The organism is Mesorhizobium sp. B2-3-2 (assembly GCF_006442295.1).
Taxonomy (GTDB): Bacteria; Pseudomonadota; Alphaproteobacteria; order Rhizobiales; family Rhizobiaceae; genus Mesorhizobium.
The window spans coordinates 166,542-191,811 of the sequence record NZ_VFWA01000003.1; the positions used below are offsets into that span (position 1 = coordinate 166,542).

General features: G+C 64.6%; 21 protein-coding genes. 15 read left to right on the plus strand and 6 right to left on the minus strand.

What is annotated here, in order from left to right:
- Window positions 1-90: 90 nt before the first annotated feature.
- Complete coding sequence (locus FJ964_RS09525) at window positions 91-1,830, plus strand: sulfatase-like hydrolase/transferase (RefSeq protein WP_224713273.1); 1,740 nt, start codon at window positions 91-93, stop codon at window positions 1,828-1,830.
- 15 nt (window positions 1,831-1,845) lie between these two features.
- Here the strand turns inward: FJ964_RS09525 and FJ964_RS09530 are convergent, their stop codons facing one another.
- The 5 genes from FJ964_RS09530 to FJ964_RS09555 form a co-directional block, all read right to left on the minus strand.
- Window positions 1,846-3,429: an indolepyruvate oxidoreductase subunit beta family protein gene (locus tag FJ964_RS09530; protein ID WP_140550150.1), complete on the minus strand. Its 1,584-nt coding sequence runs from the start codon at window positions 3,427-3,429 to the stop codon at window positions 1,846-1,848.
- On the minus strand, window positions 3,422-5,575 hold the full coding sequence (locus FJ964_RS09535; protein WP_140550151.1) for an indolepyruvate ferredoxin oxidoreductase subunit alpha: 2,154 nt from the start codon (window positions 5,573-5,575) through the stop codon (window positions 3,422-3,424). The genes FJ964_RS09530 and FJ964_RS09535 overlap by 8 nt, the downstream gene beginning before the upstream one ends.
- A gap of 44 nt (window positions 5,576-5,619) precedes the next feature.
- Entirely contained in the window at window positions 5,620-6,102 is a 483-nt protein-coding gene (locus FJ964_RS09540) for a MarR family transcriptional regulator (RefSeq protein ID WP_140550152.1), read from the minus strand.
- Window positions 6,102-7,673 carry an NAD(P)/FAD-dependent oxidoreductase gene (locus FJ964_RS09545; RefSeq protein WP_140550153.1) on the minus strand — a complete coding sequence of 524 codons (1,572 nt, stop codon included), beginning with the start codon at window positions 7,671-7,673 and terminating at the stop codon, window positions 6,102-6,104. Before FJ964_RS09545 ends, FJ964_RS09540 begins: the two co-directional genes overlap by 1 nt.
- A gap of 307 nt (window positions 7,674-7,980) precedes the next feature.
- Complete coding sequence (locus FJ964_RS09555; protein WP_140550154.1) at window positions 7,981-8,772, minus strand: cyclase family protein; 792 nt, start codon at window positions 8,770-8,772, stop codon at window positions 7,981-7,983.
- 118 nt (window positions 8,773-8,890) lie between these two features.
- Between FJ964_RS09555 and FJ964_RS09560 the strand changes: the two genes are divergently transcribed.
- The 13 genes from FJ964_RS09560 (at window position 8,891) to FJ964_RS09625 (ending at window position 22,868) form a co-directional block, all read left to right on the plus strand.
- Window positions 8,891-10,465 (plus strand): NAD(P)/FAD-dependent oxidoreductase, encoded by a 1,575-nt coding sequence (locus tag FJ964_RS09560; protein WP_140550155.1) that lies wholly within the window; start codon window positions 8,891-8,893, stop codon window positions 10,463-10,465.
- 111 nt (window positions 10,466-10,576) lie between these two features.
- Complete coding sequence (locus FJ964_RS09565; protein WP_140550156.1) at window positions 10,577-12,106, plus strand: ABC transporter substrate-binding protein; 1,530 nt, start codon at window positions 10,577-10,579, stop codon at window positions 12,104-12,106.
- 218 nt (window positions 12,107-12,324) lie between these two features.
- Window positions 12,325-13,332, plus strand: a complete 1,008-nt coding sequence (locus tag FJ964_RS09570) for an ABC transporter permease (RefSeq protein ID WP_140550157.1) — start codon at window positions 12,325-12,327, stop codon at window positions 13,330-13,332.
- The gene (locus tag FJ964_RS09575; protein WP_140550158.1) at window positions 13,325-14,173 is read left to right on the plus strand and encodes an ABC transporter permease; all 849 of its coding nucleotides are present in this window, start codon (window positions 13,325-13,327) and stop codon (window positions 14,171-14,173) included. Before FJ964_RS09570 ends, FJ964_RS09575 begins: the two co-directional genes overlap by 8 nt.
- A complete protein-coding gene (locus FJ964_RS09580) occupies window positions 14,170-15,048 on the plus strand; it encodes an ABC transporter ATP-binding protein (RefSeq protein WP_140550159.1) in 879 nt (292 codons plus the stop codon). The genes FJ964_RS09575 and FJ964_RS09580 overlap by 4 nt, the downstream gene beginning before the upstream one ends.
- Entirely contained in the window at window positions 15,041-15,877 is an 837-nt protein-coding gene (locus FJ964_RS09585; RefSeq protein ID WP_140550160.1) for an ATP-binding cassette domain-containing protein, read from the plus strand. The genes FJ964_RS09580 and FJ964_RS09585 overlap by 8 nt, the downstream gene beginning before the upstream one ends.
- 80 nt (window positions 15,878-15,957) lie before the next feature.
- A complete protein-coding gene (locus FJ964_RS09590; protein WP_140550161.1) occupies window positions 15,958-16,557 on the plus strand; it encodes a VOC family protein in 600 nt (199 codons plus the stop codon).
- Between the two features lie 141 nt (window positions 16,558-16,698).
- Complete coding sequence (locus FJ964_RS09595; protein ID WP_140550162.1) at window positions 16,699-18,993, plus strand: bifunctional salicylyl-CoA 5-hydroxylase/oxidoreductase; 2,295 nt, start codon at window positions 16,699-16,701, stop codon at window positions 18,991-18,993.
- Entirely contained in the window at window positions 18,990-19,763 is a 774-nt protein-coding gene (locus FJ964_RS09600; RefSeq protein WP_140550163.1) for an SDR family NAD(P)-dependent oxidoreductase, read from the plus strand. Before FJ964_RS09595 ends, FJ964_RS09600 begins: the two co-directional genes overlap by 4 nt.
- Window positions 19,757-20,227, plus strand: a complete 471-nt coding sequence (locus FJ964_RS09605; RefSeq protein WP_140550164.1) for a MarR family transcriptional regulator — start codon at window positions 19,757-19,759, stop codon at window positions 20,225-20,227. The genes FJ964_RS09600 and FJ964_RS09605 overlap by 7 nt, the downstream gene beginning before the upstream one ends.
- On the plus strand, window positions 20,224-21,036 hold the full coding sequence (locus tag FJ964_RS09610; RefSeq protein WP_140550165.1) for an enoyl-CoA hydratase family protein: 813 nt from the start codon (window positions 20,224-20,226) through the stop codon (window positions 21,034-21,036). Before FJ964_RS09605 ends, FJ964_RS09610 begins: the two co-directional genes overlap by 4 nt.
- A 230-nt stretch (window positions 21,037-21,266) precedes the next feature.
- The gene (locus tag FJ964_RS09620; RefSeq protein ID WP_140550166.1) at window positions 21,267-22,415 is read left to right on the plus strand and encodes an acyl-CoA dehydrogenase family protein; all 1,149 of its coding nucleotides are present in this window, start codon (window positions 21,267-21,269) and stop codon (window positions 22,413-22,415) included.
- A gap of 57 nt (window positions 22,416-22,472) precedes the next feature.
- Complete coding sequence (locus FJ964_RS09625) at window positions 22,473-22,868, plus strand: RidA family protein (protein ID WP_140550167.1); 396 nt, start codon at window positions 22,473-22,475, stop codon at window positions 22,866-22,868.
- Window positions 22,869-22,892: 24 nt separating this feature from the next.
- On the opposite strand, the gene FJ964_RS09630 is transcribed toward FJ964_RS09625, so the two are convergent.
- Window positions 22,893-23,984, minus strand: a complete 1,092-nt coding sequence (locus FJ964_RS09630; protein WP_140550168.1) for an LLM class flavin-dependent oxidoreductase — start codon at window positions 23,982-23,984, stop codon at window positions 22,893-22,895.
- A 125-nt stretch (window positions 23,985-24,109) separates the two neighbouring features.
- Here FJ964_RS09630 and FJ964_RS09635 point away from each other — a divergent pair, with 125 nt between their 5' ends.
- Entirely contained in the window at window positions 24,110-24,886 is a 777-nt protein-coding gene (locus FJ964_RS09635) for an HpcH/HpaI aldolase/citrate lyase family protein (protein ID WP_140550169.1), read from the plus strand.
- The last annotated feature ends 384 nt before the right edge of the window (window positions 24,887-25,270 follow it).

Genomic DNA, 25,270 nt, shown 5'->3' on the forward strand with positions numbered 1-25,270 from the left:
CCGTTGCATACGGCGATTAAGGTTAAATTTACTATGGAATTGTTCGAAAGCGGCAAATGACACAAAGCTCCCCCAAAGGAACGCACAGACATGTTCGTGGGGAAAGCAATATCTCGACTTCAAGGGCCTTTGCGGGCCTTCTGCCATCCGCTGGCGTTGATGCTGATCAGCCTTGCGGGCGTTTTTGGTGCCGGCCGGGCCGAGCATGAATGGCTGTCGGTGCCGTTCTCGCTGACATTGGTGGCGGCGCTCGCGGGAGCCTTGTTCCTGACATCGGGGCGCCTCGCCTTTTCCGTCTATCTTGCCTGGATGGCCGTTGCCCTGGTGACGCTGATCTCGGCGGTGAAATTCCGGATGAAGGGGTTCTCGCTGCACTTCTACGACACGATCTTCGTGTCCACGGATCCGGGAGTGTATCGCTTCCTGCTCGGCTCCTATCTCCACCTCATCCTGCCTGTCGCCGCGGCGTTGGTGCTTGGCATCGCCGCAGCGATCCTGATCTTTCGCGCCGACCGGAAGCTTGGCTGGCCCGCATCGGCGCGCGCCCTGCTTCTGGCCGTCCTCGTCACACTGGTGCCGCTGACCTTTCCAGCCGAGGCTTCGAAGGACCGGTACTTCTACTATATGCAGGGCCGGCACATGTCGGCCTTCTTCATCTCACTGATGGATCTGCGCAACCTGGTCGTCGAGCCGGCGTTCGAGAAGCGGCTGCAGGCCGTCGCGCCACAGCCACCCTTCGCCGACACGGTCGACTGCGGCGACCGGACAGCGCTTCCCGATATTTTCTTCGTGTTGAGCGAAAGCCAGTCCGATCCAAGCTATTTTCCGCAGATCGCCAGTGGCGCGGGATTCCTGCAGCGATTTGCACCTGCCGCCGGCGAGCCTCACCCGATGCAGGTCGAGACGTTCGGCGGCGGCACCTGGATCAGCAATTTGTCGTTGATGACCGGGGTTTCGGCCACCGACTTCGGCTGGCGAAGTCCCTATCTGACGATCACGCTACAGGATAAGGTCGCCGGAGCATTGCCGGAGTTGCTGGCGCGCTGCGGCTATCGAACGGCCGTCATGACGCCGATGGACTTTACCTTCGTCAACGAGGGGCCTTTTTTGAAGTCGATCGGGTTCGAGAACGTCCTCGACATCAGGGATATCGCCGCGCCCTTCTACCATCTGCGCGACAGTTTCTATTATCAGGCGGCGGAGGCATTCATCGGCAGGCACCGCCAAGAAGACGGCCGGCCACTGTTCCTCGAAATCCAGACCATGTTTCCGCACTCGCCCTATGAGGGGCGGATGGAGCCGGAATTGAAGATGGAAGGCGAGCCCTTCTCGGACGATTTCCAGGCCGGCGAATATCTGCGCCGCATGGCGATCGCGCGCGGCGACTTTCAGGATTTTCTCAAGCAGCGGGAAGCGGAGGCCGGCACGCGCGGCGCCGTGGTGCTCGAATTTGGCGACCACCAGTCCTCGGCGACAAAGCCATTTGTCGATGCGACCGCAGGCAGTGACGCGCTGGCCAAGCTTGACTCGCTCGCCTATCGCACCTTCTACACCCTCACGACCTTCCATCATCCACTGCGCTACCCGATGCCTGATATGGCGTCGCTCGATATTGCCTTTCTCAGCGCAAGCCTGCTCGATGCCGCCGGCCTGCCGATGTCACCCGTCATGTCTGATCTGGTGCGGTTGCGTGACCATTGCGGCGGCAGGTTCCATGGCTGTGCTGACCGGGCCGAGGTGGATGCACATCTGCGCCGCCGCGCCGATTCAGGACTGCTGCATCTTTTCCCGCAAGCTGCGCCGCTTCATTCACAAGTCGAAACACAGTGACGTCGCGACGCGGCCTCAGCGTGTCGGCCCGGCCCCCAACGTCGCCACCGTCTTGAGGGCGCCATCGAGCATGTCGCCCTTGTCGTCCTTCAGCGCCGCCTCGCGCAGCCGGCGGATCCAGTCGGCGGCATCTTCGCGCCCCTTGAGCAGGTCGAGCGCCGACAGGACGCGGTCGAATTTCGACTGGGCACGGACATGGGTGTCGCTGTAGCCCTTGATCAGCCGGCGGCAGTTGAGGATCTCGACGGCCAATGCATAGTCCTCACGCGCATGGCCCAGCGCCAGCGCGTACCAGCGCTCCAGATGCGCGGCTTCCACCTTGTGTCGCAGCAGCCGGCGGCGCCAGCGGCGCAGGCCGCCGATGAACCACAGAGCGGTGAAGCCGGCAAAACTGTCGGTACGGATGCGCCGGCCGCGATTGATGCGACGGTCAAGGAAGGCGGCGAGCTTCGGCCGGTTCTCGATGTAGCTGCCCAGCGCCGCCGGCAGCGTGCCGCAGAACTCCTCGATGCGCGGATGGAAATACTCGGTCACCTGCAGGACCGAGCCATCCTTGACGCCGACCTCCTTGCGCACGCGTTTGTCGCGGGTCGAGCGCGTTTTGAGATCGGCGACGCGGATCATGTCGTCGTAGCATAGGGCATTCGCCAGATGCTTGGCGGCGGCGATCGAGAGGGCATAGGCCCGATCAGGCCCGTCCAGCACGACGGCTTTGTCCAGGCGGTCGAGATATTCGCGTCCATAGGCAATATCCTGATAATCCACGACCTTTCGCAGACCGCGCAACGCCATGTCGCGCACCGCCACGGGCATCACGTCGATGCGGGCGGCCAGAGCCTGCCAGCCTTGCAGGAGGTTTTGCGGGCCACGCACCTGTCCGGCAGCAAGGGCGGAGCCGACGACAGCTGCTTTCACCGGTCTTGGTGCAGCGGATGACGCCGTGCCGCGCGCGCGATCATAGGCGGCATCGAAGGCGGCGAGGCTGGCCTTGACGCCGCGGCCGCCGGCGCCGATCGCCTCCTGGTAGCTTTCGCGCGTGAACGGCAGGGCGTCAGAGCCCGCCAGCGCGCCAAGCAGGCTGGCCGAGATCATCGACCCGTTGTCGGCGGCGATCTTTTCCATGTCGAAGGCGATGAAGCGCTTCGATGCGGCTTGCGCCGTCGCGTGCACCTTCGACGATGACGCCCTGCCGTCGCCGGGCTCGATCTTTTCCGACACGGCGGCGATGCGGTGCGAAGAGGTGATCAGCGTCGTGCGCTCGGGGGTGACGAAGCCGCGGATAATGGCGCGGCCGGCTTCCATCAGTTCGGCGGCGATCAATATGTCGACGTCGCCTTGCGAGGGCGACAGCGCGAAGACCGGCAGGCGGCCGGTGTCACGGGCCATCTCGACGTAATAAATCGTGGCGCCGGTGCGCTGGGCGACGCCGGCCACCGAGGTCGATTGCGCGACGTAACCGTTGCGCTCGGCGACATCGGTGATCCAGTCGGCAAGCACGCCGCCGCCCTGGCCGCCGACGGCGAGCACCGCAAGCTTGATAACGCGTTCATCGTCGGCGGCGCCTGTCTTCGGGCGCAGTGAGGCGTTGTGATCAAGCATCGGCGAACACCAGGCGGCGGCCTTCGCGGCGACGCTGCAAAAGGCCGATGACAGCGCGCCGGGCGCTCTCGAGGAAGCGGTCCCAGCGGCTCGGATTGTGCACGACATCGGCGCGATAGAAGGACGGGCACAGCACGGCCGCATCGGCGACCTCGCCGCAATTGCCGCAGCCGACGCAGTTCTGGTCGATGCTCGCGACGGGATCCTCGCGCAGCGGATCGTCGAGCGACTTCACCGACAGCGACGGGCAGCCGGACAGCCGCATGCAGGCATGGTCGCCGGTACAGATATCCTCATCGACGCCGAACTTCGGTTTGACGACGCGGGTCCCACCCTTGATCGCCTTGTCGACCAGAGGCTTTTCGCGGCGCTGGCGGTTGAGCATGCATTCAGACGAGGCGACGATGACCTTCGGCCCTTTCTCGTCTGTCGTCAGCGCTTCACGCAGCGTGTCCTGCATCTTGCCGACATCATAGGTGCGGTCGACATGGCGCAGCCACTTGACGCCCATGCCTTTCACCGCCTCGGTGATGGGATGCTTGGTCGACTTGGTCTTGTTGCCGGCGCGGGACGACAGGATGTCCTGCCCTCCCGTCGCGGCCGAGTAGAAATTATCGACGATGACGATGACGCCGTCGTTCTTGTTGAACACCGCATTGCCGATCGAGGAGGTCAGGCCGTTGTGCCAGAAGCCGCCATCGCCGACGAAGGAGATCGAGCGGCGTTTTGCATCGGGCGAATTGAAGGCCGAGGCCGAGGCCGGGCCGAGCCCGTAGCCCATTGTGGTGGCGCCGAGTTCGAAGGGCGGCATGATCGAGAACAGGTGGCAGCCGATGTCGGATGCGATGTGGTGCTTGCCGAGTTCCTGTTCGACCAGTTTTGTCGCGGCAAAGATCGGCCGCTCCGGGCAGCCGATGCAAAAACCGGGCGGTCGTCCTGGAACGACATTGATGAGGTCCGCCGTATCGACGCCCTCACCGACCTTGTTGGGCGCCCGCACTTCGCCGGGCAGAAGGTGCGGCGCCTCGGCGCGCAGGAAGGCGCCGATGCCGTCGAGCATGACCTGCCCGGTATATTCGCCGGCCATCGGCAGGTGCTCCTTGCCGACCAGGCGGGTGCCACGCCCGGCCTTGTGCAGCATGGCGGCAAAGGCCTGCTCGATGTAATTGGGCTGGCCTTCCTCGACGACCAACACCGCCTGCTTGCCTTCGCAGAAGGACAGGAATTCGTCGTCGATCAGCGGATACACGGCATTGAGCACGTAGAGCGGCACGTCGGTCTCGCCATAGGTGTCGGCAAGGCCGAGCCGCTGCAAAGCGCGGATGACGGAATTGTACATGCCGCCCTGCATGACGATGCCGATGGAGCCGTGATCGGAACCGAAGATCTCGTTGATCTTGTGGCTCTTGATGAAATCCACCGCCGCCGGCCAGCGCTTCGCGACCTTCTCCTTCTCGTGCAGGAAGGAAGCTGGCGGCAGCACGATGCGGCCGGTGTCGCGGCGCGGCGCCTCCAGCGCATCGGCCACCGTCATCGGCGGCCGCTTGTTGTCCTTGGCGATGAAATGGCCGTGGACATGGCAGCAACGGATACGCACCTGCAGCATGACAGGCGTGTTGGAAATCTCGGACAGTTCGAAGCCGTCCTCCACCGCCTTGACGATCGAGGGCAGGTTCGGGCGCGGGTCGAGCAGCCAGACCTGGCTCTTCATGGCGAAGGCATGGCTGCGCTCCTGCATGATCGAGGAGCCCTCGCCATAGTCCTCGCCGACGATGATCAGCGCGCCGCCGGTGACGCCGCCGGAGGCGAGGTTGGCAAGCGCGTCGGAGGCGACGTTGGTGCCGACCGTCGACTTGAAGGTCGCCGCGCCGCGGATCGGATAATGCACCGAGGCCGCCAGCATGGCGGTGGCGGTTGCCTCCGAGGCGCTCGCCTCGAAATGCACGCCGAGTTCGCCCAGAATGTCCTGCGCGTCAGCCAGCACGTCCATCAGATGGCTGATCGGCGCACCCTGGTAGCCGCCGACATAGCCGACGCCGCATTGCAGCAGCGCCTTGGTGATGGCGAGGATGCCTTCGCCGGCAAATTCTTCGCCGGCGCCGAGCCTCAGCTTTTCGACTTCCTTGGCAAAAGACCGTTCGGCCATTTTTGGCCTCCTTCCGTTGCCGCCGGCTTCGGCGGCGCGTAGCTCTAGATGTCGTGCTTGCGAATGTTCTTCAGCATCTTCTGCAATGTCGCGATCAGCGCAGCGTATTCGGCGTCGTCGACATCGTCGAACATGGCCTCGAAAGCGTCATGCATGGCCGGCCAGGCGCGGGTGAACTCGGCGCGGCCTTCGTCGGTCAGGAACACATGGCGGATGCGACTGTCGCTAACCCCCTGCTCGCGCCGCACAAGCCCCTGCCCCTCAAGCGTGTCGAGCGTGCGGCTCAAGGTGGACTGCTCGATCACGGTGTAGACCGAGAGGTCGTTGACGGTGACGCCGTCGGTGACCGACAGCACGGCAAGCGCCCGCACCTGCGAAATGGTCAGGCCCTGCTTGCGGAAATCGTCGCGCAAGGTGGCGTTGTAGCGGCCCATGATGCGGTTCATCAGATAGGGCGCGAATTGCTGCAGGCCGATCTGACCCAAGGTCGAAATGCGCTGGCGCTTTTCCGCGATTTTTTGCTCCATCACAGTCTCCCCGCCAGGAGAAAGCCGGAGCCGCCGCCGAGGCCCGCGCCGGGATGGGTAGAGGCGCCGATGTGGTAGAGGTTCTTGATGCCGGTCTGGTGGTTGCGGCTGGTCTTGAACGGCCGCCACAGGAAGGACTGGTCGATGGTCGAGGAACCGCCATAGGGGTCACCGCCGACCAGGTTGATGTTCATCGCTTCGAGATCGGCCGGCGAATAGGCGCGGCGCGCGATGACGCTGTCCTTGAAGCCATCGATATGGCTGGCAAGGATCGCTTCGGCGCGATCGGCATAGGCCTCGCGCAGGCCGTCGGTCCATTGCCCGTCCGCCGGCGCCTGCAGCTTGCCGGCCGCATCACCCTTGATGTGACGGGGCGCCTCGGGCAGTTGCAGCCACAGGATCGCCTTGCCTTGCGGGCAACGCGAGGGATCGAGCGCGTGCGGCTGGCCGACACAGATGGTCGGCACTTGGGGCAGCATGCCCCGCACCGCCTCGTTGCAGGCCTTCGACACACCGTCCAACCCAGGCGTCAGATGCAGCAGCGCCACCTTGTCCAACCCCTGGCCCCGCCAGGACGGCGGCTTGTCGAGGGCATAGTGGATCTGGAAATTGCCTTTGCCGTAGCGGTATTTTTGCGTCGCCTCGATGTCACCCCTGGGGCTGTCGTTGCCGAGCAGCCGGCCGTAAAGCTGCGTCGGCGTGACCGAGCAGATGACGCTCTTCTTCGCATTGACGGTCTCGCCCGAGGCCAGTCGCACGCCGGTAGCGCGACCTTCGGTCAGGATGATCGAGGCAACGTCGGCGTTGGTGGAGATGACCCCGCCGCGCTCCTTGATGAGCGCCTCGAAGGCCGACAGCAGGTTCTTCGCCCCGCCCTTGACGACCGGTGCGCCCGCAGCCTCCAGCGCGAAGGCGATGACCTTGGCGATCTGGCCGGAGAAAGCATCTTCCGGCCCAAGTCCGGCATGCAGCACCCAGGGCGCCCACAGCGCGCGAATGGTCTCGGACCGATAGGTGCTTTCCAGCCATCCGCGCGCCGGCACCAGCGCTTCGCCGAGAAAGGCGGCCAGCCCGCGCGGGCTCCGCTGCCAGGCATCACCGGCCAGCAACTTCGCCGTCGGATAGGACCACAGGCTGCCGCCGAGCAGGCCGAACAGCAGCCCGGCATTGCGCTCGATGCCGCCGACGTCCTCGGCGTGCCGATCGCCGTCGCCTGCCTGGATCGCATTGAAGGCGGCGATGTTGGCGGCGCGGTCGGTGCCGAGCACCGCATGGCTGCCGTCCGGGCGCAGCACGCCGGTCGGGGTGGCCGCGTGACAGAACTCCAGGCCATGCCGGGCGAGGTCCTTGCCCAGCGCCGCATAGGCCGGCGAGGTGATGAACAGCACGAAGGTCGTCGCCATCACATCATGGATGAAACCGGGCGCGGTGATTTCCTCGGTGCGCATGCAGCCGCCGATGCGGTCGTTGCGCTCGAGCACCAGCACTTTGGCGCCCTTGCCGCCCAGCATCGCCGCGCAGACCAGCGCGTTGATGCCGCTGCCGACGATGATGTGGTCGGGGGCGTTCATGAGTGGCTGCCCCCGGCCGGCCGAAGGTAGGGTTCAAACACGCGATGTCGAGTTCCGTCGCGCCCCCCTCTGTCCTGCCGGACATCTCCCCCACGAGGGGGGAGATCGGCCGTCATTGATGCCCCGCTCGTTCTGCAACGTCGGCGAGTATCGAAGACTAAGCCGCCAGCCAATCTCCCCCCTCGTGGGGGAGATGTCCGGCAGGACAGAGGGGGGCGCCGTAGAGCTCCAGCATTGCCCTTCTCCCACCTCGTCACTGCATCATCGTCCTCGCCCATGATCTTCTCCCGAAGACCGCCACCCTCGCCTATTTGCCCGGCACCAGCGCCAGCGCGCGGATCGGGCTGCCGGTGCCGTGCTCGATCTTGAGCGGCGCGGCGATCAGGATGGCGCCCTTCGGCGGCAATTGGTCGAGATTGCACAGGCTGGCCAGGCCGTAGCGGTTGGCCTTGTGCATCAGCGTGTGGGCCGGGAATGGCGGCTCCATGCCGCCGGCCTTGCCGGCATCGGTGCCGATCGTCTCCGAGCCCCAGCCCTTGATGTCCTTGCTGATCAGGAACTGGATTGCTTCCGCCGTGGGGCCGGGCGTGTGCGGGCCGGTCTCGTTGGCGTTGAGGAATTCGGCTTCCGAGCCGTTGCGCTTGTACCAGTCGGTGCGCATCACCACCCATTCGCCTGATTTGATGGCGCCGTGCTTGGCTTCCCACGCCTTGATGTGGTCGACGGTGAGCAGGAAATCATGGTCTGCGGCGGCTTCTTTGGAGCAGTCGATGACATTCACCGGACCGATGAAGTTCTGCGCCGGAATGGTGTCGGTGGCGCCGTCGGGATAATCCTTGCCGCTGATCCAGTGCTGCGGCGCGTCGAAATGCGTGCCGGAATGCTCGCCGAGCTTCAGCCAGTTCCAGGCCCACCAGGGACCATTCTTGTCGTAACGGGAGATGTTATGGATCTCGACCTTCGGCGTGTCGACGGCGAGTTCGGGCGGCAGTTTGATCAGCGGCGTGTCGGGACCCAGCGGCGCCGACAGGTCGACCACCTTGATGGCGCCTGAAAGAAGCTGGCCGGCGACCTCGCCGAGGAGTTTTTGCGTGTCCATGGTCTCTGTTCCCTCTTGTCTGATGTGCTGAAGGCTCGTCTCGGCCCTTAATATCCTACTAGACGAAAACATATGCATCTGCAATTATCTTTAAGCATAAAGGAAATGGGTGCGGGGCGTGAGCGAGTTCGACGCCATCTTTGTCGGGGCGGGCCACAACAGTCTGGCTTGCGCCGCGCATCTGGCGCCCAAAGGCTGGAAAACCGCGGTTTTCGAACGCAGCGCAACAATCGGCGGCGCCGTCCGGACCCGCGAATTCACGCTGCCGGGGTTCCGCCACGATTTCGGCGCGATGAATCTGAGCCTGTTCGCCGGCTCGGCCTTCCACCGGAAATATGCAAATGAATTGAAAGCCCACGGGTTGGAGTTCGCGCCGGTCGCCGACTGTTTCGCCAGCGCCTTCCCGGACGGACGCTGGTTCGGCGTCAGCAACGATCTGGAAAAGACGGCCTCGCGCATGGCTGCCTTCTCCGCCGCCGACGCCGCCACATGGCGCAAGCTGGTCGCCGCCTTCCCGGCGGAGGCCGAGCATCTGTTCCGCCTCTTGGGATCGCCGATGGGCGCCCGCGCGCTTGCCGGCACGGCGTGGAAGCTGTGGCGCAAGAAGGGCCTTGCCGGGGCGCTCGACACCGGCCGCCTGCTGCTGTCATCGCCTCGCGCGTGGCTGGAGGAGACTTTCGAGTCGCCCCATGTGCGGGCGACGCTCGCCACCTGGGGCATGCATCTCGACTTTGCGCCCGACATCGCCGGCGGCGCCGTGTTCCCTTATCTGGAATCGATGGCCAACCAGAGCTTCGGCATGGTGCTGGGCAAGGGCGGCGCAGACACCATCATCCGTGCCTTGTCGGGCATGGTCACGGCAGCCGGCGGCAAGATCTTCACCAACGCCGAGGTAGCCGAAATCACGGTTTCGGCCGGCAAGGCGACGGGTGTGCGGCTCGCGTCCGGTGAGACGCACACGGCCACAAGGGCGGTCATTGCCGGCGTTGCACCCAAGGCATTGGCCGGCACGCTTTTGCCCAACGGTTCCGGCGACGCCGGCTTCGACACGGCGATGCGGAAATTCCGCCACGCGCCGGGCACCATGATGATCCATCTGGCGCTGGACGACCTGCCGGACTGGCGCGCCGGCGCCGAGTTACGGCAGTTCGCCTATGTGCATCTGTCACCGTCGCTGGACGCCATGTCGCGCACCTATCAGCAGGCGATGGCCGGCATACTGCCGGACGAGCCGGTGCTGGTCGTCGGCCAACCGACGGCGGTCGATCCGTCGCGCGCGCCTCAAGGCAAGCATGTTCTGTGGGTGCAAGTGCGCATGTTGCCGGCAGAAATCCTCGGCGATGCCGCCGGCAAGATCGCGCCCGTGCATTGGGATCAGGTCAAGGATCGCTATGCCGGGCGCGTGCTCGACATCATCGAGACCTACGCGCCCGGCCTGCGAGCCAAGATCCTTGGCCAGGCCGTGTTCTCGCCCATCGACCTCGAGCGCGGGAACCCGAACCTCGTCGGCGGCGACCAGCTTTGCGGCAGCCACCACCTGGCGCAGAACTTCCTTTTTCGCCCGGCACGCGGCTACGCCGGCTGGAACACGCCGGTGGCCAATCTGCATCTCACCGGTGCCGCGACATGGCCGGGCGCCGGCACGGGTGCCGCCTCGGGCTTCATGCTCGCGCAACAGCTTGGCGGGAGGTAGGAGCCGAAACAGATTGGGGTGAAGCAAGGCGAGGCGCGGTTGCCCAGCGAACCCACTGTTCAGACAATGAAGCCGCGCACAGAAAACAGAAAACCAACAAGGGGAACGACCATGACAATCAACAGACGCGAATTGCTCGGATACGGTGCCGCCGCACTGGGAGCCACTGCCATCGGCCTGCCGAAGGTCGCCAGGGCGGCCGCCGGCGAACTGACCATCGCCTACAATGTCAACCTGCCGTCCTGGGATCCGACCACCGGACCTTCGGCGGTCAACCCGACCATCCAGGGCCTTTACCAGTCGGTGTTCGACCAGTTCATCCCGCAGAAGCCGGACCTGTCCTTCGCGCCGGGCCTGCTCACCGAATGGGGCTGGAATGACGACCGCACCAAGATCATGATGACGGTCCGCGAAGGCGTGACCTGGCATGACGGCTCGCCGTTCACACCCGAGGACGTGGTCTGGTCGTTGCAGCGGGCGGGCGATGAGAAGACCGGCAACCCGATCCAGTTCGTGTGGAAGAACGTCAACAACTTCAAGATCGACGGCAACAAGATCACGGGCGATGTCGTGCAGTTCGACCCGGTCTATTTCAAGTGGATGTCGTTCCTCACCGGCTACATCATGCCGAAGGCCTATTACGAGAAGGTCGGCGCCGAAGGTTTCGAGAAGGCTCCGATCGGCACCGGCCCCTACATGGTCGAGAAGTTCGAACGCAACGCCTTCCTGCGGCTCAAGGCCAATCCGAAATACTGGGGCGGCAAGCCGGCCTTCGAGAATGTGACGATCAAGTTCGTCACCGACGCGGCGAGCCGTGTCGCCGAGATCGAATCCGGCTCCTCGCAGGTGACGCTCGAGATCCCCTATGAGGAGTATGACCGCCTGATCGCCAAGGACGGCCTTGCCGGCTCGATCAAGAATGTTTCCGACATCGGCATGATCTTCTTCAACGACATCGAGGCGATGCTGGACAAGAACGTGCGCCAGGCAGCCGTCATGGCGGTCGACAAGGAGCTTCTGGTCAAGCGGCTGCTGCGCGGCTACGGCCAGCCGCTCGCCACGCTGGAAACGCCGGAATATGCGGCCTACGATGCCTCGATCAAGGTCGAGCACAATCCGGAAAAGGCCAAGGAATTGCTGGCCGCTTCCGGTTACTCGCCGGAGAAGCCGGTCAAGTTCACCATCCAGACGACCAAGGGCTTCAAGCCCAAGGACTATGAGATGATCCAGGCGATCGTCGGCATGTGGCGCAAGGTCGGCATCGAGGCGACGATCGAGGTCTACGAGATCGCCAAGCACTACGAACTGCGCGCCGCCGACAAGCTGGCGCCGGCGGCCTTCTACAACTGGGGCAATGCCATCGGCGACCCGACCACCTCGACCGGTTTCGCCATGTATGGGCCGAGCCCGCACTCGGTGTGGGACAGCCAGGACCTGATCGACATGATCAACCCGCTGTGGGGCGAGAAGGATGAGGCCAAGCGCATCGCCGGCTGGAAGGCGGTCGACAAATACATCGCCGAGCAGGCCTATGTGCTGCCGCTGATGCAGTACGCGCAGCCGATCGTGCATGCCAAGGGCGTCAACGTCGTCCAGCACGTGTCCGGCGCGCTGTTGCCGGCCCTGATGACCCCGGCTTGATTTGTGGCGGGAGGCACGCTGTCGCGATACGGCGCGCCTCCTCCAACGTCGCAGCCCCCTCATCCGGCCGCTTCGTGGCCACCTTCTCCCTGAGGGGAGAAGAGGTCGCGCACGGCTGAGCCAGTCTCTTCTCCCCTTGGGGAGAAGGTGGCCCGAAGGGCCGGATGAGGGGGCTGTTTCACTCCAACAATCAATGGAATGCGTAGGCCTACGCTAGAATGCTCCTGCAACGATTCCTGATCCGTCTTTTGACGATGCTGATCACGCTGTTCGGCGTGGCCGTCGTCGTCTTTGTCGTGATCCGCATCGCGCCCGGCGATCCGATAGCCATGATGCTGCCGCCCGGCGCGACCGAGGCCGACATCGCTCGGCTGCGGGCGCTCTACGGCCTCGACAAGACGATCATCGAGCAGTTCTTCATCTGGCTGTCCGGCGTCGTCAGGGGCGATTTCGGCACCTCGATCTCGCTGCGCCAGGATGTGCTGGGACTGGTCTTCAACCGGCTGCCGGCAACGCTGGAGCTTGCCATCGTCGCGCTTGTCATGGCGGTGGCTATCGGGGGGACGACGGCCATCGTCGGCGCCCGCGAGCGAGGCACGGCGGTCGAGGCCGGCATCGACATCGCCAGCGGGGCGGCACTTTCCATTCCCGACTTCCTCTGGGGGCTGGTGCTGATCCTGCTGTTCGGCGTGCTGGTGCCGATCTTCGACATTTCCGGGCGGGTCTCGCCGCAACTCGACCTGCCCTTCGTCAGCCAGTTCTATCTGTTCGAAAGCTTGCTTCGGCTGCGCCTCGATCTCACATGGGACCTCCTGAAGCACATGCTTATGCCGGCAGTGGCGTTGGCATTGCCGCTGGCGGCGATCATCTCTCAGCTGCTGAAACAGTCGCTGAAGGAAGTGCTCGACCTCGACTATGTCGTGCTTGCGCGGGTGAAGGGTTTTTCGGAAACGCAGGTCATCCTGCGCGAGGCGCTGAAGAATGCCGCACTGCCGACGCTGACGCTGGTCGGCGTGCAGTTCACCTTCCTGATCGGCGGCACGGTCATCGTCGAGCGGCTGTTTTCCTATGAAGGCCTCGGCAACATGGCGATCGACGCCGTCATCAACCGCGACCTGCCGCTGATCCAGAGCATCGTGCTGGTCTTCGCGCTGCTGTTCGTGCTGATCAATCTCGCGGTGGACATGATGTATGCGCTGCTCAATCCGAGGCTGCGCCATGGATGACGGCCGCATCTCGAGACACGGCTCAAGCGCCAGGCTTTGGCTGGCCGGCGGCTGGCTGCTGCTGGCGCTGGTGGCGGCCATCCTGGCGCCGCTGGTCGCGCCACAGGATCCGTTGGCGCAGGATCTGATGCTGGAACGGCTGCCGCCGTTCTGGCTCGATGGCGCCGAGCCCGGCTATTGGCTGGGCACCGACAGCCTCGGGCGAGATCTCTTGTCTCGCCTGATCTTCGGCGGGCGCATCGCCTTCATCGTTGCCTTCGCCGCCGCCGTCGCTGCATGCCTGGTCGGTTCGACCCTTGGGCTGATCGCCGGCTATTTCGGCGGCTGGGCCGACCGCATCATCTCGCGCATCGTCGATGTCTGGATGGCCTTCCCGCCGGTGCTGTTCGCCATCCTGCTGGTCGCGGTGCTGGGGACGGGCCTCAGCTCCGTCATCCTCGCCATCGCCATCATCGACTGGACGCGTTTCTGCCGGGTGATCCGCGCCGAGGCGATGGGTCAGTCGCGCATGGACTATGTCGAGAACGCCCGCATCGCCGGCTATGGCCGCATCGGCATCATGCTGCGCGAAGTGCTGCCCAATGTGGTGCCGTCGATCGTGGCGCTGCTGTCGCTGGAAATGGGCATCGCCGTCATCGTCGAGGCGATCCTGTCCTTCGTCAACCTGTCGATCTCTACCGACGACCCGACCTGGGGCGGCATCATCGCCGAGGGCCGGCTGTCGATCCACCAGGCCTGGTGGGTGCTTGTATTCCCGCTGATCACGCTGATCCTGACCGTGCTGTCGTTCAGCCAGTTCGGCGAAGCGCTGAAGACGCGTTTCGATCCGGTGCTGCGATGAGCGCCTGTCTCGACATCAAGGAGTTGAGCGCCGTGCTGCCGAACGGCCAGCGCGTGCTGCGCTCGGTGTCGCTTTCCGTGCAGTCCGGCGAAGTCCGCGCACTGGTCGGTGAAAGCGGCGCCGGCAAGACGATGATCGGCAAGGCGGTGCTGGGCGTCTTGCCGTCGAGCGTGCGTGTCGTCGAGGGCGATATGCAGCTCGAGGGCGAGGACCTCGGCAAGCTTACCCCGAAGGCACGGCGCACGCTGATCGGCGCGCGCACCGCACTCATCCCGCAGGATCCGCTGACCGCGCTCAACCCGTCGCGCCGCATCGGCCCGCAGATGACCGATCGGCTGGTGCGCATCCTGGGCTGGAGCGGCGGGAGGGCCGAAACCCGCATCCGGCAATTGCTGGACGAGGTGCAGATCCGTGACCCCGACCGGGTACTGAAAAGCTATCCGCACGAGCTTTCCGGCGGCATGCGCCAGCGCGTGCTGATCGCCGCAGCCTTCGCCGCCGAGCCCCGGCTGATCGTCGCCGACGAGCCGACCACGGCGCTCGACGTCACCGTGCAGAAGCAGATCCTGCGGCTCATCGCTGCATTGCAGCGCGAGCACGGCACGGCAATCCTGTTCGTCACCCACGATCTCGGCGTGGTCGCCAAAATCAGCCAGAAGGTCTCTGTGCTCTATGCCGGCAAGGTGGTGGAAGAGGCCGAGACAGCTACCCTCTTCGCGGCACCGCAGCACCCCTATACGCGGGCGCTGATGGCCGCCACGCCGCGCTACACCGATCCGCTCGCCTCGCTAAAGCCGGTCGACGAGGCAGTGCTGGCCGGGCTTGCTGCTGAGATCACGGCCGCCGATCAGGTCTGGAAGCGCCCGCATGGCTGAGCCGCTGTTTTCCGTGCGCGGGTTAAAAGTCGCGCTGCCCGACATGACCCGCAAGCCCCTGATCGGCCGCGCGCCGCTGGCGGAAATCCTAAAAGGCCTGGACTTCGACCTGCCCAGGGGATCGGTGACCGGCATCGTCGGCGAGTCCGGATCCGGGAAGTCGACGCTCGGCCGTGCCCTGGTGCGACTGCTGGAGCCCAGCGCCGGCAGCATCAGTTTCGAGGGCCGCGACATCACGCATCTGCCGGAGGCGGAGTTGCGGCCGCTGCGGCGCAATCTGCAGATGATCTTCCAAGATCCGATGTCGTCGCTCAACCCGCGCCGCACCATTGCCAGCATCATCGCCGCGCCGCTGAAGCAGAACGGGCTTGGCGACAATCTCAGGGACCGCGTGGCCGAGGCCTTGCAGCGCGTCGGCCTGCCGCAGAGCTTCGCCGGCCGCTACCGCCACGAACTGTCGGGCGGCCAGCGCCAGCGCGTCGGCATAGCGCGCGCCCTGGCGCTGTCGCCGAAATTCGTGCTGGCCGACGAGATCGTCTCCGGCCTCGACGTCTCGACGCAGGCGCAGATCCTCACCCTTCTGGAGAAGCTGGCGGCGGAGATGGGGCTGACGGTCGCCTTCATCAGCCACGATCTGTCGGTCATCCGGCGGCTGTGCCGGCAGGTCATCGTCATGCGCGAAGGCAGGATCGTCGAAGCGAGCGCGACGGACGCTCTATTCCAGAATCCCCGACAGAACTACACGCGCGACCTGATCTCGGCCATCCCGCTGCCCGAAATCGACGAGGGCTGGCTGGACATTCCTGCCGCCGCCAAGGTTCCGACATGAATGCATACGCACGCCGAAAAGCGGGCTCGGATGTGCGACCGGCCAATGACAAATCCCCGCCAAATGGAGGAGAAACTGACATGAAGACAGTAATTCGAAATGCCGCACTCGCTGCCGCCATCCTCGGCAGCACCGGTATGGCAGCAGCCAGCTCGATCCCCGGCATGCGCGGGCACGACCACACCGGCATCACGGTTCCCGACATGAAGCAGGCGGTCGACTTCTTCACCGACGTGGTCGGCTGCAAGAAGGCGATGTCGTTCGGCCCGTTCGCCGACGACAAAGGCACCTTCATGCAGGATCTTCTCGGCGTCGATCCGAAGGCTGTCATCGAGCAGGTCACCATGGTTCGCTGCGGCTATGGCTCGAACATTGAGCTGTTCAAATACACCGCGCCCGACCAGAAGGATCTGACGCCGAAGAACAGCGACATTGGCGGTTTTCACATCGCCTTCTATGTCGACGACGTCGCGGCGGCGAAAGCCTATCTCGAGGCTAAGGGCGTCAAGACCAGGTTGGGGCCGCTGCCGGTCAAGGAAGGACCGGCTGCCGGCCAGACCATCCTCTACTTCCAGGCGCCCTGGGGATTGCAACTGGAGGCGATCAGCTATCCCGACGGGATGGCTTACGAGAAGGGTGCCGAGACGGTGCTGTGGAGCCCGAAGAACCCGGAAAAGTGACCCCAAGGGCCGCGCGTGCGGCAATGCGCGAGCGCGCGGCCCGCTATTTCGCATAATCGTTTCGGCATAAAACTTTAAGCTTGAAATATCTTGGCCCGGGCGCGATACTGAAATCCAGCAAGCGAAGAGGAGATCGCACAGATGAAGGTTGCGGTTCTCGGCGGCGGACCAGCCGGCCTTTACTTCGCCATTTCGATGAAGCTCAGGGACGCCGCGCATGATGTGACGGTGTTCGAGCGCAACCGCGCCGACGACACGTTCGGCTGGGGCGTCGTTCTGTCAGCCGAAACGCTCGAGAATCTCGCCAGGAACGATCCGGTCAGCGCCGTCTGGATCAAGAAGCATTTTGCCTATTGGGACGACATCGCCGTGGTCCATGACGGCGTGCGCACTGTATCCTCAGGCCACGGTTTCTGCGGCATCGGCCGCAAGCGGCTCTTGATCCTGTTGCAGCGGCGCGCACGCGAGCTCGGCGTCAAGCTGATGTTCGAGACCGATATCGCCGATCCGAAGCCCTATATGGAGACGCATGACCTGGTCGTCGCCGCAGACGGACTGAACTCCAAGGCGCGTAACAGTTTCGTCGATATCTTCAAGCCCGACATCGACACGCGCAAATGCAAGTTCGTGTGGCTCGGCACCCACCAGAAATTCGACGACGCGTTTACGTTCATTTTCGAGAAGACCGAGCATGGCTGGGTGTGGGCGCACGCCTACCAGTTCGACAGCGACACCGCGACCTTCATCGTCGAGTGCAGCGAACAGACCTGGGCCGCCTTCGGCTTCGGCGCGATGACGCAGCAGGAATCCATCGCCGTCTGCGAACGCATCTTCGAAAAACATCTGGGCGGCCATGCGCTGATGACCAATGCCAACCATATCAGGGGTTCGGCTTGGATCAATTTCCCGCGCGTGCTGTGCGAACGCTGGTCGTTCAAGAATCTGGCGCTGATGGGCGACGCGGCGGCTTCTGCCCATTTCTCGATCGGCTCCGGCACCAAGCTGGCGCTGGAAAGCGCCGTGGCGCTGGCCGAGTATGTCGAAACCGAGCCGGACCTAAAGGCCGCATTCCGTAAATATGAGGATGCGCGCCGCACCGAGGTGCTGAAGCTGCAGTCGGCGGCGCGCAATTCGCTCGAATGGTTCGAGGAGGTCGAGCGCTATCTCGGTCTCGATCCGGTGCAGTTCAACTATTCGCTGCTGACCCGCTCGCAGCGCATCAGCCACGAGAATTTGCGGCTGCGCGACGCCGAATGGCTTGAAAGCGCGGAGGAATGGTTCCAGCGCCAGGCGGGCGCCGGCGCCAACAGGCTCCGCCGCGCACCGATGTTCGCGCCCTTCAAGCTGCGCGACATGCGGCTCAACAACCGCGTCGTCGTCTCGCCGATGGCGCAATACAAGGCTGTCGGCGGGTGCCCGACGGACTGGCATTTCACCCACTATGCCGAGCGCGCCAAGGGCGGCGCCGGGCTCATCTACATCGAGATGACCTGCGTCAGCCCGGAAGGGCGGATCACGCCCGGCTGCCCGGGCTTCTATGCGCCCGAACATGAGGTGGCGTGGAAACGGCTGGTCGATTTCGTCCATACCGAGACCGAAGCGAAGATCTGCGCCCAGATCGGCCATTCCGGCGCCAAGGGCTCGACACGGGTTGGTTGGGAAGGCACCGACGTGCCGCTGGCCTCCGGCAACTGGCCCGTCATGGCGGCATCGGCGGTCGCGTGGTCACCTGAGAATCAGGTGCCGAAGGCGATGGACCGCGCCGACATGGACAGAGTGCGCGACGAATTCGTGGCTTCGGCGCAGATGGCCGACCGCTGCGGCTTCGACATGCTGGAGATCCACGCCGCGCATGGCTATCTCCTGTCGTCCTTCATCACGCCGGTCACCAACCGGCGCACCGACGACTATGGCGGTTCGCTTGACAACCGCATGCGCTATCCTCTCGAAATCTTCCGCGCCGTGCGCGCCGCCTGGCCGGCGCAGAAGCCGATCTCGATGCGCATTTCGGCCAATGACTGGGTCGGCATCGAAGGCGTGACACCCGCCGACGCCGTCGAGATCGCGCGGCTGTTGCATGAGGCCGGCGTCGACATTTGCGACGTCTCGGCAGGACAAACTTCGGTGCTGGCCAAGCCGGTCTATGGCCGCATGTTCCAGACGCCGTTTTCCGACCGCATCCGCAACGAGGTCGGCATGGCGACGATGGCGGTCGGCAACATCTATGAGCCGGACCATGTCAATTCGATCCTGATGGCCGGCCGCGCCGACCTGGTGGCGCTGGCACGGCCGCATCTCGCCGATCCCTACTGGACGCTGCATGCGGCGGTGACGCTCGGCGACCGTGGGGTGAAATGGCCCGATCCCTATCTGCCGGGGCGCGACCAGACCTACCGGCTGGCCGAACGCGACGCCGCGGCGGGGCTGAAAGTATGACGGCCGCCGCGATGATCGCCGGCAGCCACGCCCTTGTCACCGGCGGCGGGTCCGGTGTCGGCCGCGCCATCGCGCTGGCGCTGGCCGGTGCCGGCATCGACGTCACCATATGCGGCCGGCGCGAGGCGGAGCTGGCCAAGGTGGCTGGCGAAAGCAAAGGCATTTTCGCCATCACTGCCGATGTCACCAATGAGGCGGCGATGGCATCGCTTTACGAGGCGGCTGAAGCGGCGCGAGGCCCTTTCGACATCGTCGTCGCCAATGCCGGCATCGCGGGCAGCACGCCGGCGCACAAGACCACACTTGCCGACTGGCAGCGGACGCTGGACGTCAACCTGACCGGCGCCTTCCTGACGGTGAAGCCGGCGCTCGCCGGCATGGCCGCGCGCAAGGCGGGGCGGATCGTGTTCATTGCCTCAACGGCGGGACTGAAGGGCTATGCCTATGTCGCGCCTTACGTGGCAGCCAAGCATGGCGTCATCGGCCTGATGCGGGCGCTTGCCGCAGAGACAGCGAAGTCCGGCGTGACCGTCAACGCGGTGTGCCCGGGTTTCATGGAAACCGAAATGCTGGAGCAGTCCATCCAGCGCATCGTCGAAAAAACCGGCCGCTCGACTGAACAGGCGCGGGCGAGCCTTGCCGCGACCAATCCGCAAGGCCGCTTCATTCAGCCGCAAGAAATTGCCGCAGCCGTGCTGTGGCTGTGCGGCGATGCGGCGGCGTCGATCACCGGACAGGCAATTTCGATCTCAGGAGGCGAAACATGGTAGCCGGCCCCCTGCCCGCGCCGTCGGGATCCGGCAAGGACCGCTTGCGGCTGTGGATCAGGCTGCTGCGCGCCTCGCGCACGATCGAGGCCGAACTGCGTGAGCGCCTGAAGAAGGAATTCAACACGACGCTGCCGCGCTTCGACGTGATGGCCGCGCTCTACCGCGCGCCCGAAGGCATGCTGATGAGCGACCTGTCGCGCTTCCTGCTGGTGTCCAACGGCAATGTGACTGGGATCGTCGATCGGCTCGTGTCCGAGGGGCTGGTCGCCCGCGCCCGCCGCAATGGCGATCGCCGCACCTCGATGGTGCGGCTGACGGATGAAGGCTCCAAATCCTTCGCCGTCATCGCTGCCGCTCACGAGGGCTGGGTCGGCGAATTGCTGGGCAAGGTGAGCGAGGACGACGCGCGCCGGCTGACCGGCATGCTGACCTCGTTCCGCAGCAACTGGGAGGGACGCGAATGAGCAAGATGGCCGGCTTCAAGCCGAAGCATTTCCTCTGGGAGGTCGAAGGCAGGATCGCCAAGGTCCGGCTCGACCGGCCGGAGCGCAAGAACCCGTTGACCTTCGACAGCTATGCCGAACTGCGCGATACGTTTCGCGACCTCGTCTATGCCGACGATGTCGACGCCGTTGTGTTCCTGTCCAATGGCGGCAATTTCTGCTCCGGCGGCGATGTCCACGACATTATCGGGCCGCTGGTCAAGATGGACATGAAGCAGCTCCTGGCCTTCACCCGCATGACCGGCGATTTCGTCAAGGCGATGCTGAACTGCGGCAAGCCGATCATCGCGGCGGTGGATGGCGTGGCGGTCGGCGCCGGCGCCATCATCGCCATGAGCTCCGACATCCGCATCGCCACGCCGGAAGCCAAGACCGCGTTCCTGTTCACCCGCGTCGGCCTCGCCGGCTGCGACATGGGCGCCTGCGCGATCCTGCCGCGCATCATCGGCCAGGGCCGCGCCGCCGAACTGCTCTACACCGGCCGCACCATGACGGCCGCCGAAGGCGAGCGCTGGGGGTTCTACAACAGGCTTGTAGAGGCGGCTTCCTTGGAAGCTGACGCGCTCGACATGGCGGCGCGCATCGTCTCCGGCCCGACCTTCGCCCACGGCATCACCAAGACGCAGTTGAACCAGGAATGGTCGATGGGGCTCGACCAGGCGATCGAGGCGGAAGCGCAGGCGCAGGCGATCTGCATGCAGACGCGCGATTTCGAGCGGGCGTACAAGGCGTTTGTTGCCAAGGAAAAGCCGGTGTTCGAGGGGGATTGAGATGGTCGCTTTGCTGGAGACGCTGGCGGACCAACGCCCCCCTCTGTCCTGCCGGACATCTCCCCCTCTCTGGGGGAGATTGGATATTATCTCTGCTTTCGCCAATCGCCACCGTTGCAGAAAAAGCGCCGCAGCTGAGGCTGCCAATCTCCCCCCTCGTGGGGGAGATGTCCGGCAGGACAGAGGGGGGCGCCGTAGGGCGCAACGCTCGAAGCACAGCGGAGGCCAACATGCCTGACCGTTCCTTCCTCGACTGGCCGTTCTTCGAGGACCGCCATCGCGAACTGGCCGGACACCTCGAGGCATGGTGCGCGAAGAACCTGCCTGTCGATCATCATGACGTCGACGTCGCCTGCCGCGAGCTGGTGCAAAAACTCGGCCGCGACGGCTGGCTGAAACCGACGGCGATCGACACCGACAATCCCGGGCCGCTCGATGTGCGCACCTTGTGCATCACGCGCGAGACGCTGGCGCGGCATGACGGGCTCGCCGATTTCGCCTTCGCCATGCAGGGGCTCGGCACCGGAGCGCTCAGCCTGTTCGGCACGCCGGATCAGCAGCAATGGCTTGCGAAGACGCGCGCCGGCAAGGTCATTTCCGCCTTTGCGCTGTCGGAACCGCGCTCGGGATCGGATGTCGCCAATATGGAGATGACCGCGACCCGCGATGGTGACGGCTATGTTCTGTCGGGCGAGAAGACCTGGATCTCCAATGGCGGCATCGCCGATCTCTATGTCGTCTTTGCCCGCACAGGCGAGGCACCCGGCGCCAAGGGATTATCAGCCTTCATCGTGCAGGGGGACAGCAAGGGCCTCGGCATCGCGGAGCGCCTGGAAGTCATCGCGCCGCATCCGCTGGCACGACTGTCTTTCGATCAGGTGCGGCTGCCCGCCTCGGCGCTGATCGGCAAACCGGGCGACGGCTTTCGCATAGCCATGTCGGTGCTCGACGTGTTCCGCTCGACCGTCGGTGCGGCGGCACTCGGCTTTGCGCGCCGCGCACTCTATGAAAGCATCAGGCGGGTGGCCGAACGCAAACTGTTCGGCGCGCCGATGACCGAGCTGCAGATGGTGCAGGGCCATATCGCCGACATGGCGCTCGACGTCGATGCCGCGGCGCTCCTGGTCTACCGCGCCGCCTGGACCAAGGACATGGGCGCGGCGCGGGTGACGCGCGAGGCGGCGATGGCCAAACTGTTCGCCACCGACAAGGCGCAGGAGGTGATCGACAAAGCGGTGCAACTGCATGGCGGCGACGGCGTCCGCAAGGGTCACATCGTCGAAAGCCTGTATCGCGAGATCCGCGCGCTGCGCATCTATGAGGGTGCTTCCGACGTGCAGAAGGTGGTGATCGCGCGGCAGGTGATGGGCGCTGCCTGAGCCCGGTCGCGTCAAGGTTTGGACTGTTTCGAACGCGGATATTGCGGAGAGTTTGAAATGCACGAGATTCTGCAGCCGGATGGCTGGGCCAAGCCGGTCGGTTACGCCAATGGCGTAGCGGCTCGCGGACGGCTTGTCTTCGTCGGCGGTCAGGTCGGCTGGAATGGCCAGTGCCAGTTCGAGACCGACGATTTCGTCGGACAGGTGCGGCAGACGCTTCAGAACATCGTGGCGGTTCTGGCGGAGGCCGGCGCGGAGCCGCGGCACATCACATCGATGACCTGGTATTTCACCGACAAGCGCGAATATCTGGCCAATCTCAGGGGCATTGGAGAAGCCTATCGCGAGGTGATCGGCAGGCATTTCCCGGCGATGGCCGCCATGCAGGTGGTGGCGCTGGTCGAGGACCGGGCCAAGGTCGAGATACAGGCCACCGCCGTCATCCCGGAATAAAGAATTCGTCGCTCCTGGAATAATTTATCCGCGAAGGCCAGCCTGCCTCAGCAGCGGCAGCACGTGATCGCAGAAATAAGGCAATTCCTGCGTATAGTTGACGAAGGACAGCGCAATGCCCTGGTAGCCATGCCCGGCAATGGCAGCCATGTCGGCGGCGATCGTTTCGGGCGTTCCGACCAAGGGATAGGTGCCGGCGCCGCCGGCGAAACGCTGGCGGTAGCGGTCATAGGCATGCGGGTCGTGCGATCGCGAGAATTCCTTCTTGCCGGCCATATGGGCATCGACCGCCTCACGGTCGGCCAGATCGACGGCATAGCGCGTGTAATAGGCCTGCGCCTCCTCCATCGTCGGCCGGCAGACGACATGCGCCACGGTGTAGACGCCGACCTCGCGGCTAGCCTTGTCGGCTCGTTCGCTGATATCGGCGACATGCTTGCCGGCATCGGCCATCTCGGAAAAGGTCGTGAACAGGTAATCGCATCTGGCGGCAGCGAAATCGCGGCCCGGACCGCCGAAAGCCGCGTTCATCGTCACAGGGCGCGGAACTTGCAGGCTGGCCGGCCGGCTCACGGCTTCCTTGAGATGGTAATAAGTGCCCTCATAGTCGAGAGGCTCGGCGGATGCGTAAAGCCTTTCGAGGATCTCGGTCCATTCGGCGGCCTGATCGTAGCCCTTCTCGACAAGCGGCGTGCCGAACATGCCGAATTCCTTCGGGTTCCAGCCGCAGACGATGTTGAGGCCGGCGCGGCCCTGGCTGATATGGTCGACCGTCGCCAGCGCCTTGGCGGCATAAAGCGGATGCACCAGCGGCACATGCACGGTCGTGAACAGGCCGATCCGCTCGGTGGCGACGGCAAGTGCCGCCGCCCAGGTGAAGGTCTCGAACGACCATTCGCGCACCTTGTTGCGGCCGCCAAAGCCGCGCCAGCGCGCGATCGGCAGCAGGAATTCCAGCCCAGCGCGGTCGGCGATCTGCGCCGCCGTCAGATTGTCGTGCCAGCTTGCCGTCCAGCGTTCAGGCACATCCGATATGGCAAGGCCGCCATCGGCATTGGTCGAGAAGACGCCGAGCTTCAGTCTGTTTGGGCCGTGCAGGGGGTGCGCTTTGATCATGTCCGGAACTCGCGGCGGGAGATCGACACGCTAGGCCCGCGTGAAAATATTTCAAGCCTGAAATAGCTTCGCCTCGCCGCTGTTTGCGGATATGAATTCCGGCACGACAACAAAGGGATGGAACGATGAGCGGGTTTCGCCACAAATGCAACGGCAGGGAAAGCCTCGTCGGTTCCTTTGCCGCCATTCCGCATCCCGTTGCGGTCGAGGTGATGGCGCAGTCCGGTTTCGATTTTCTCTGCATCGATTGGGAACATGCCCAGATTTCGCGCGACATGATCGAGGCGATGGTGCGCGCGGCCGACATCCATCGCGTGCCGGCCATTGTGCGCGTGCCCGGCCATGGACCGGAAGCGATCGCGGCGGCATTGGACAGCGGCGCGCAAGGCGTGCTCATTCCGCGCGTCTCGACATCAGCCCAGGCGCAGGCGGCGGTGAAGGCCTCGCGTTATCCGCCGACCGGCGAGCGCGGCGTCGGGCCCGGACGGGCCGCCGGCTATGGCTACCGCATCTCCGAATATCTCGCTCAGGCTAATGACAACATCGTCGTGGCGGTTCAGGTCGAGACATCGGAAGGGCTGGCCAATATCGAGGCGATCGCCGCTGTCGAGGGCGTCGATGTGATTTTCGTCGGGCCCGGCGATCTCTCCGTGTCGATCGATGCGATCGGCCCGGAAGGCGCCGACAGGCTCACGCAAGCGATCCGCAGGATCATCGGCGCGACGATCGCGCATGGTAGGACATCCGGGATCTTCTGCGCGAGGCCGCAGGATGTCGCCCAATGGGCGGCACTCGGCGCCAGTTTCTTCATCCTGGCCAGCGACACGATGTTTCTGGGAACTGGCGCTGCCGCCGGAAGAGCCGGCGCGGATGCCGAGCTGGGCAGGAGCGGCCGCGGCTAGCGCTATCGAAAGGTGTGCCAGGCGCTGTCGCCGCCAACTTTTTAAGCTTAAAACTTTTGCCTTGAAAACTGCCGCGGTTTGGATAAGCATTCCTCGATCGATGTGACTGCCGTTCCGGACGGGCTTGCCGGATCGTGGTGCATCGGGTGGGATCAAAGGGTTTCAGTCCTTGTCGTTCATGCTGCCCAGTCATCCTCCAGCGCGCGCTCTGCGTTCCATGGCGTGCGTGCGCAAAGCCATGATTTGCATACCAAGAACATCGCCAGCCTTGCCTTCCTGCGCATGTGCGTTCGCCGCGACCGAGCCGACCGCATGGTCGCGAGCATGAATTGACGCCCCGCTGGGAGGTGGGGCGGCAAGAAACCGTGCGGGCATCAGCCCGCC

Excerpts from the sequence above, each read along its gene's own strand:
- FJ964_RS09525 (WP_224713273.1), top strand. The coding sequence starts at position 91 with ATGTTCGTGGGGAAAGCAATATCTCGACTTCAAGGGCCTTTGCGGGCC.
- FJ964_RS09530 (WP_140550150.1), bottom strand. The coding sequence starts at position 3,429 with ATGCTTGATCACAACGCCTCACTGCGCCCGAAGACAGGCGCCGCCGAC.
- FJ964_RS09535 (WP_140550151.1), bottom strand. The coding sequence starts at position 5,575 with ATGGCCGAACGGTCTTTTGCCAAGGAAGTCGAAAAGCTGAGGCTCGGC.
- FJ964_RS09540 (WP_140550152.1), bottom strand. The coding sequence starts at position 6,102 with ATGGAGCAAAAAATCGCGGAAAAGCGCCAGCGCATTTCGACCTTGGGT.
- FJ964_RS09545 (WP_140550153.1), bottom strand. The coding sequence starts at position 7,673 with ATGAACGCCCCCGACCACATCATCGTCGGCAGCGGCATCAACGCGCTG.
- FJ964_RS09555 (WP_140550154.1), bottom strand. The coding sequence starts at position 8,772 with ATGGACACGCAAAAACTCCTCGGCGAGGTCGCCGGCCAGCTTCTTTCA.
- FJ964_RS09565 (WP_140550156.1), top strand. The coding sequence starts at position 10,577 with ATGACAATCAACAGACGCGAATTGCTCGGATACGGTGCCGCCGCACTG.
- FJ964_RS09570 (WP_140550157.1), top strand. The coding sequence starts at position 12,325 with ATGCTCCTGCAACGATTCCTGATCCGTCTTTTGACGATGCTGATCACG.
- FJ964_RS09575 (WP_140550158.1), top strand. The coding sequence starts at position 13,325 with ATGGATGACGGCCGCATCTCGAGACACGGCTCAAGCGCCAGGCTTTGG.
- FJ964_RS09580 (WP_140550159.1), top strand. The coding sequence starts at position 14,170 with ATGAGCGCCTGTCTCGACATCAAGGAGTTGAGCGCCGTGCTGCCGAAC.
- FJ964_RS09585 (WP_140550160.1), top strand. The coding sequence starts at position 15,041 with ATGGCTGAGCCGCTGTTTTCCGTGCGCGGGTTAAAAGTCGCGCTGCCC.
- FJ964_RS09590 (WP_140550161.1), top strand. The coding sequence starts at position 15,958 with ATGAAGACAGTAATTCGAAATGCCGCACTCGCTGCCGCCATCCTCGGC.
- FJ964_RS09595 (WP_140550162.1), top strand. The coding sequence starts at position 16,699 with ATGAAGGTTGCGGTTCTCGGCGGCGGACCAGCCGGCCTTTACTTCGCC.
- FJ964_RS09600 (WP_140550163.1), top strand. The coding sequence starts at position 18,990 with ATGACGGCCGCCGCGATGATCGCCGGCAGCCACGCCCTTGTCACCGGC.
- FJ964_RS09605 (WP_140550164.1), top strand. The coding sequence starts at position 19,757 with ATGGTAGCCGGCCCCCTGCCCGCGCCGTCGGGATCCGGCAAGGACCGC.
- FJ964_RS09610 (WP_140550165.1), top strand. The coding sequence starts at position 20,224 with ATGAGCAAGATGGCCGGCTTCAAGCCGAAGCATTTCCTCTGGGAGGTC.
- FJ964_RS09620 (WP_140550166.1), top strand. The coding sequence starts at position 21,267 with ATGCCTGACCGTTCCTTCCTCGACTGGCCGTTCTTCGAGGACCGCCAT.
- FJ964_RS09625 (WP_140550167.1), top strand. The coding sequence starts at position 22,473 with ATGCACGAGATTCTGCAGCCGGATGGCTGGGCCAAGCCGGTCGGTTAC.
- FJ964_RS09630 (WP_140550168.1), bottom strand. The coding sequence starts at position 23,984 with ATGATCAAAGCGCACCCCCTGCACGGCCCAAACAGACTGAAGCTCGGC.
- FJ964_RS09635 (WP_140550169.1), top strand. The coding sequence starts at position 24,110 with ATGAGCGGGTTTCGCCACAAATGCAACGGCAGGGAAAGCCTCGTCGGT.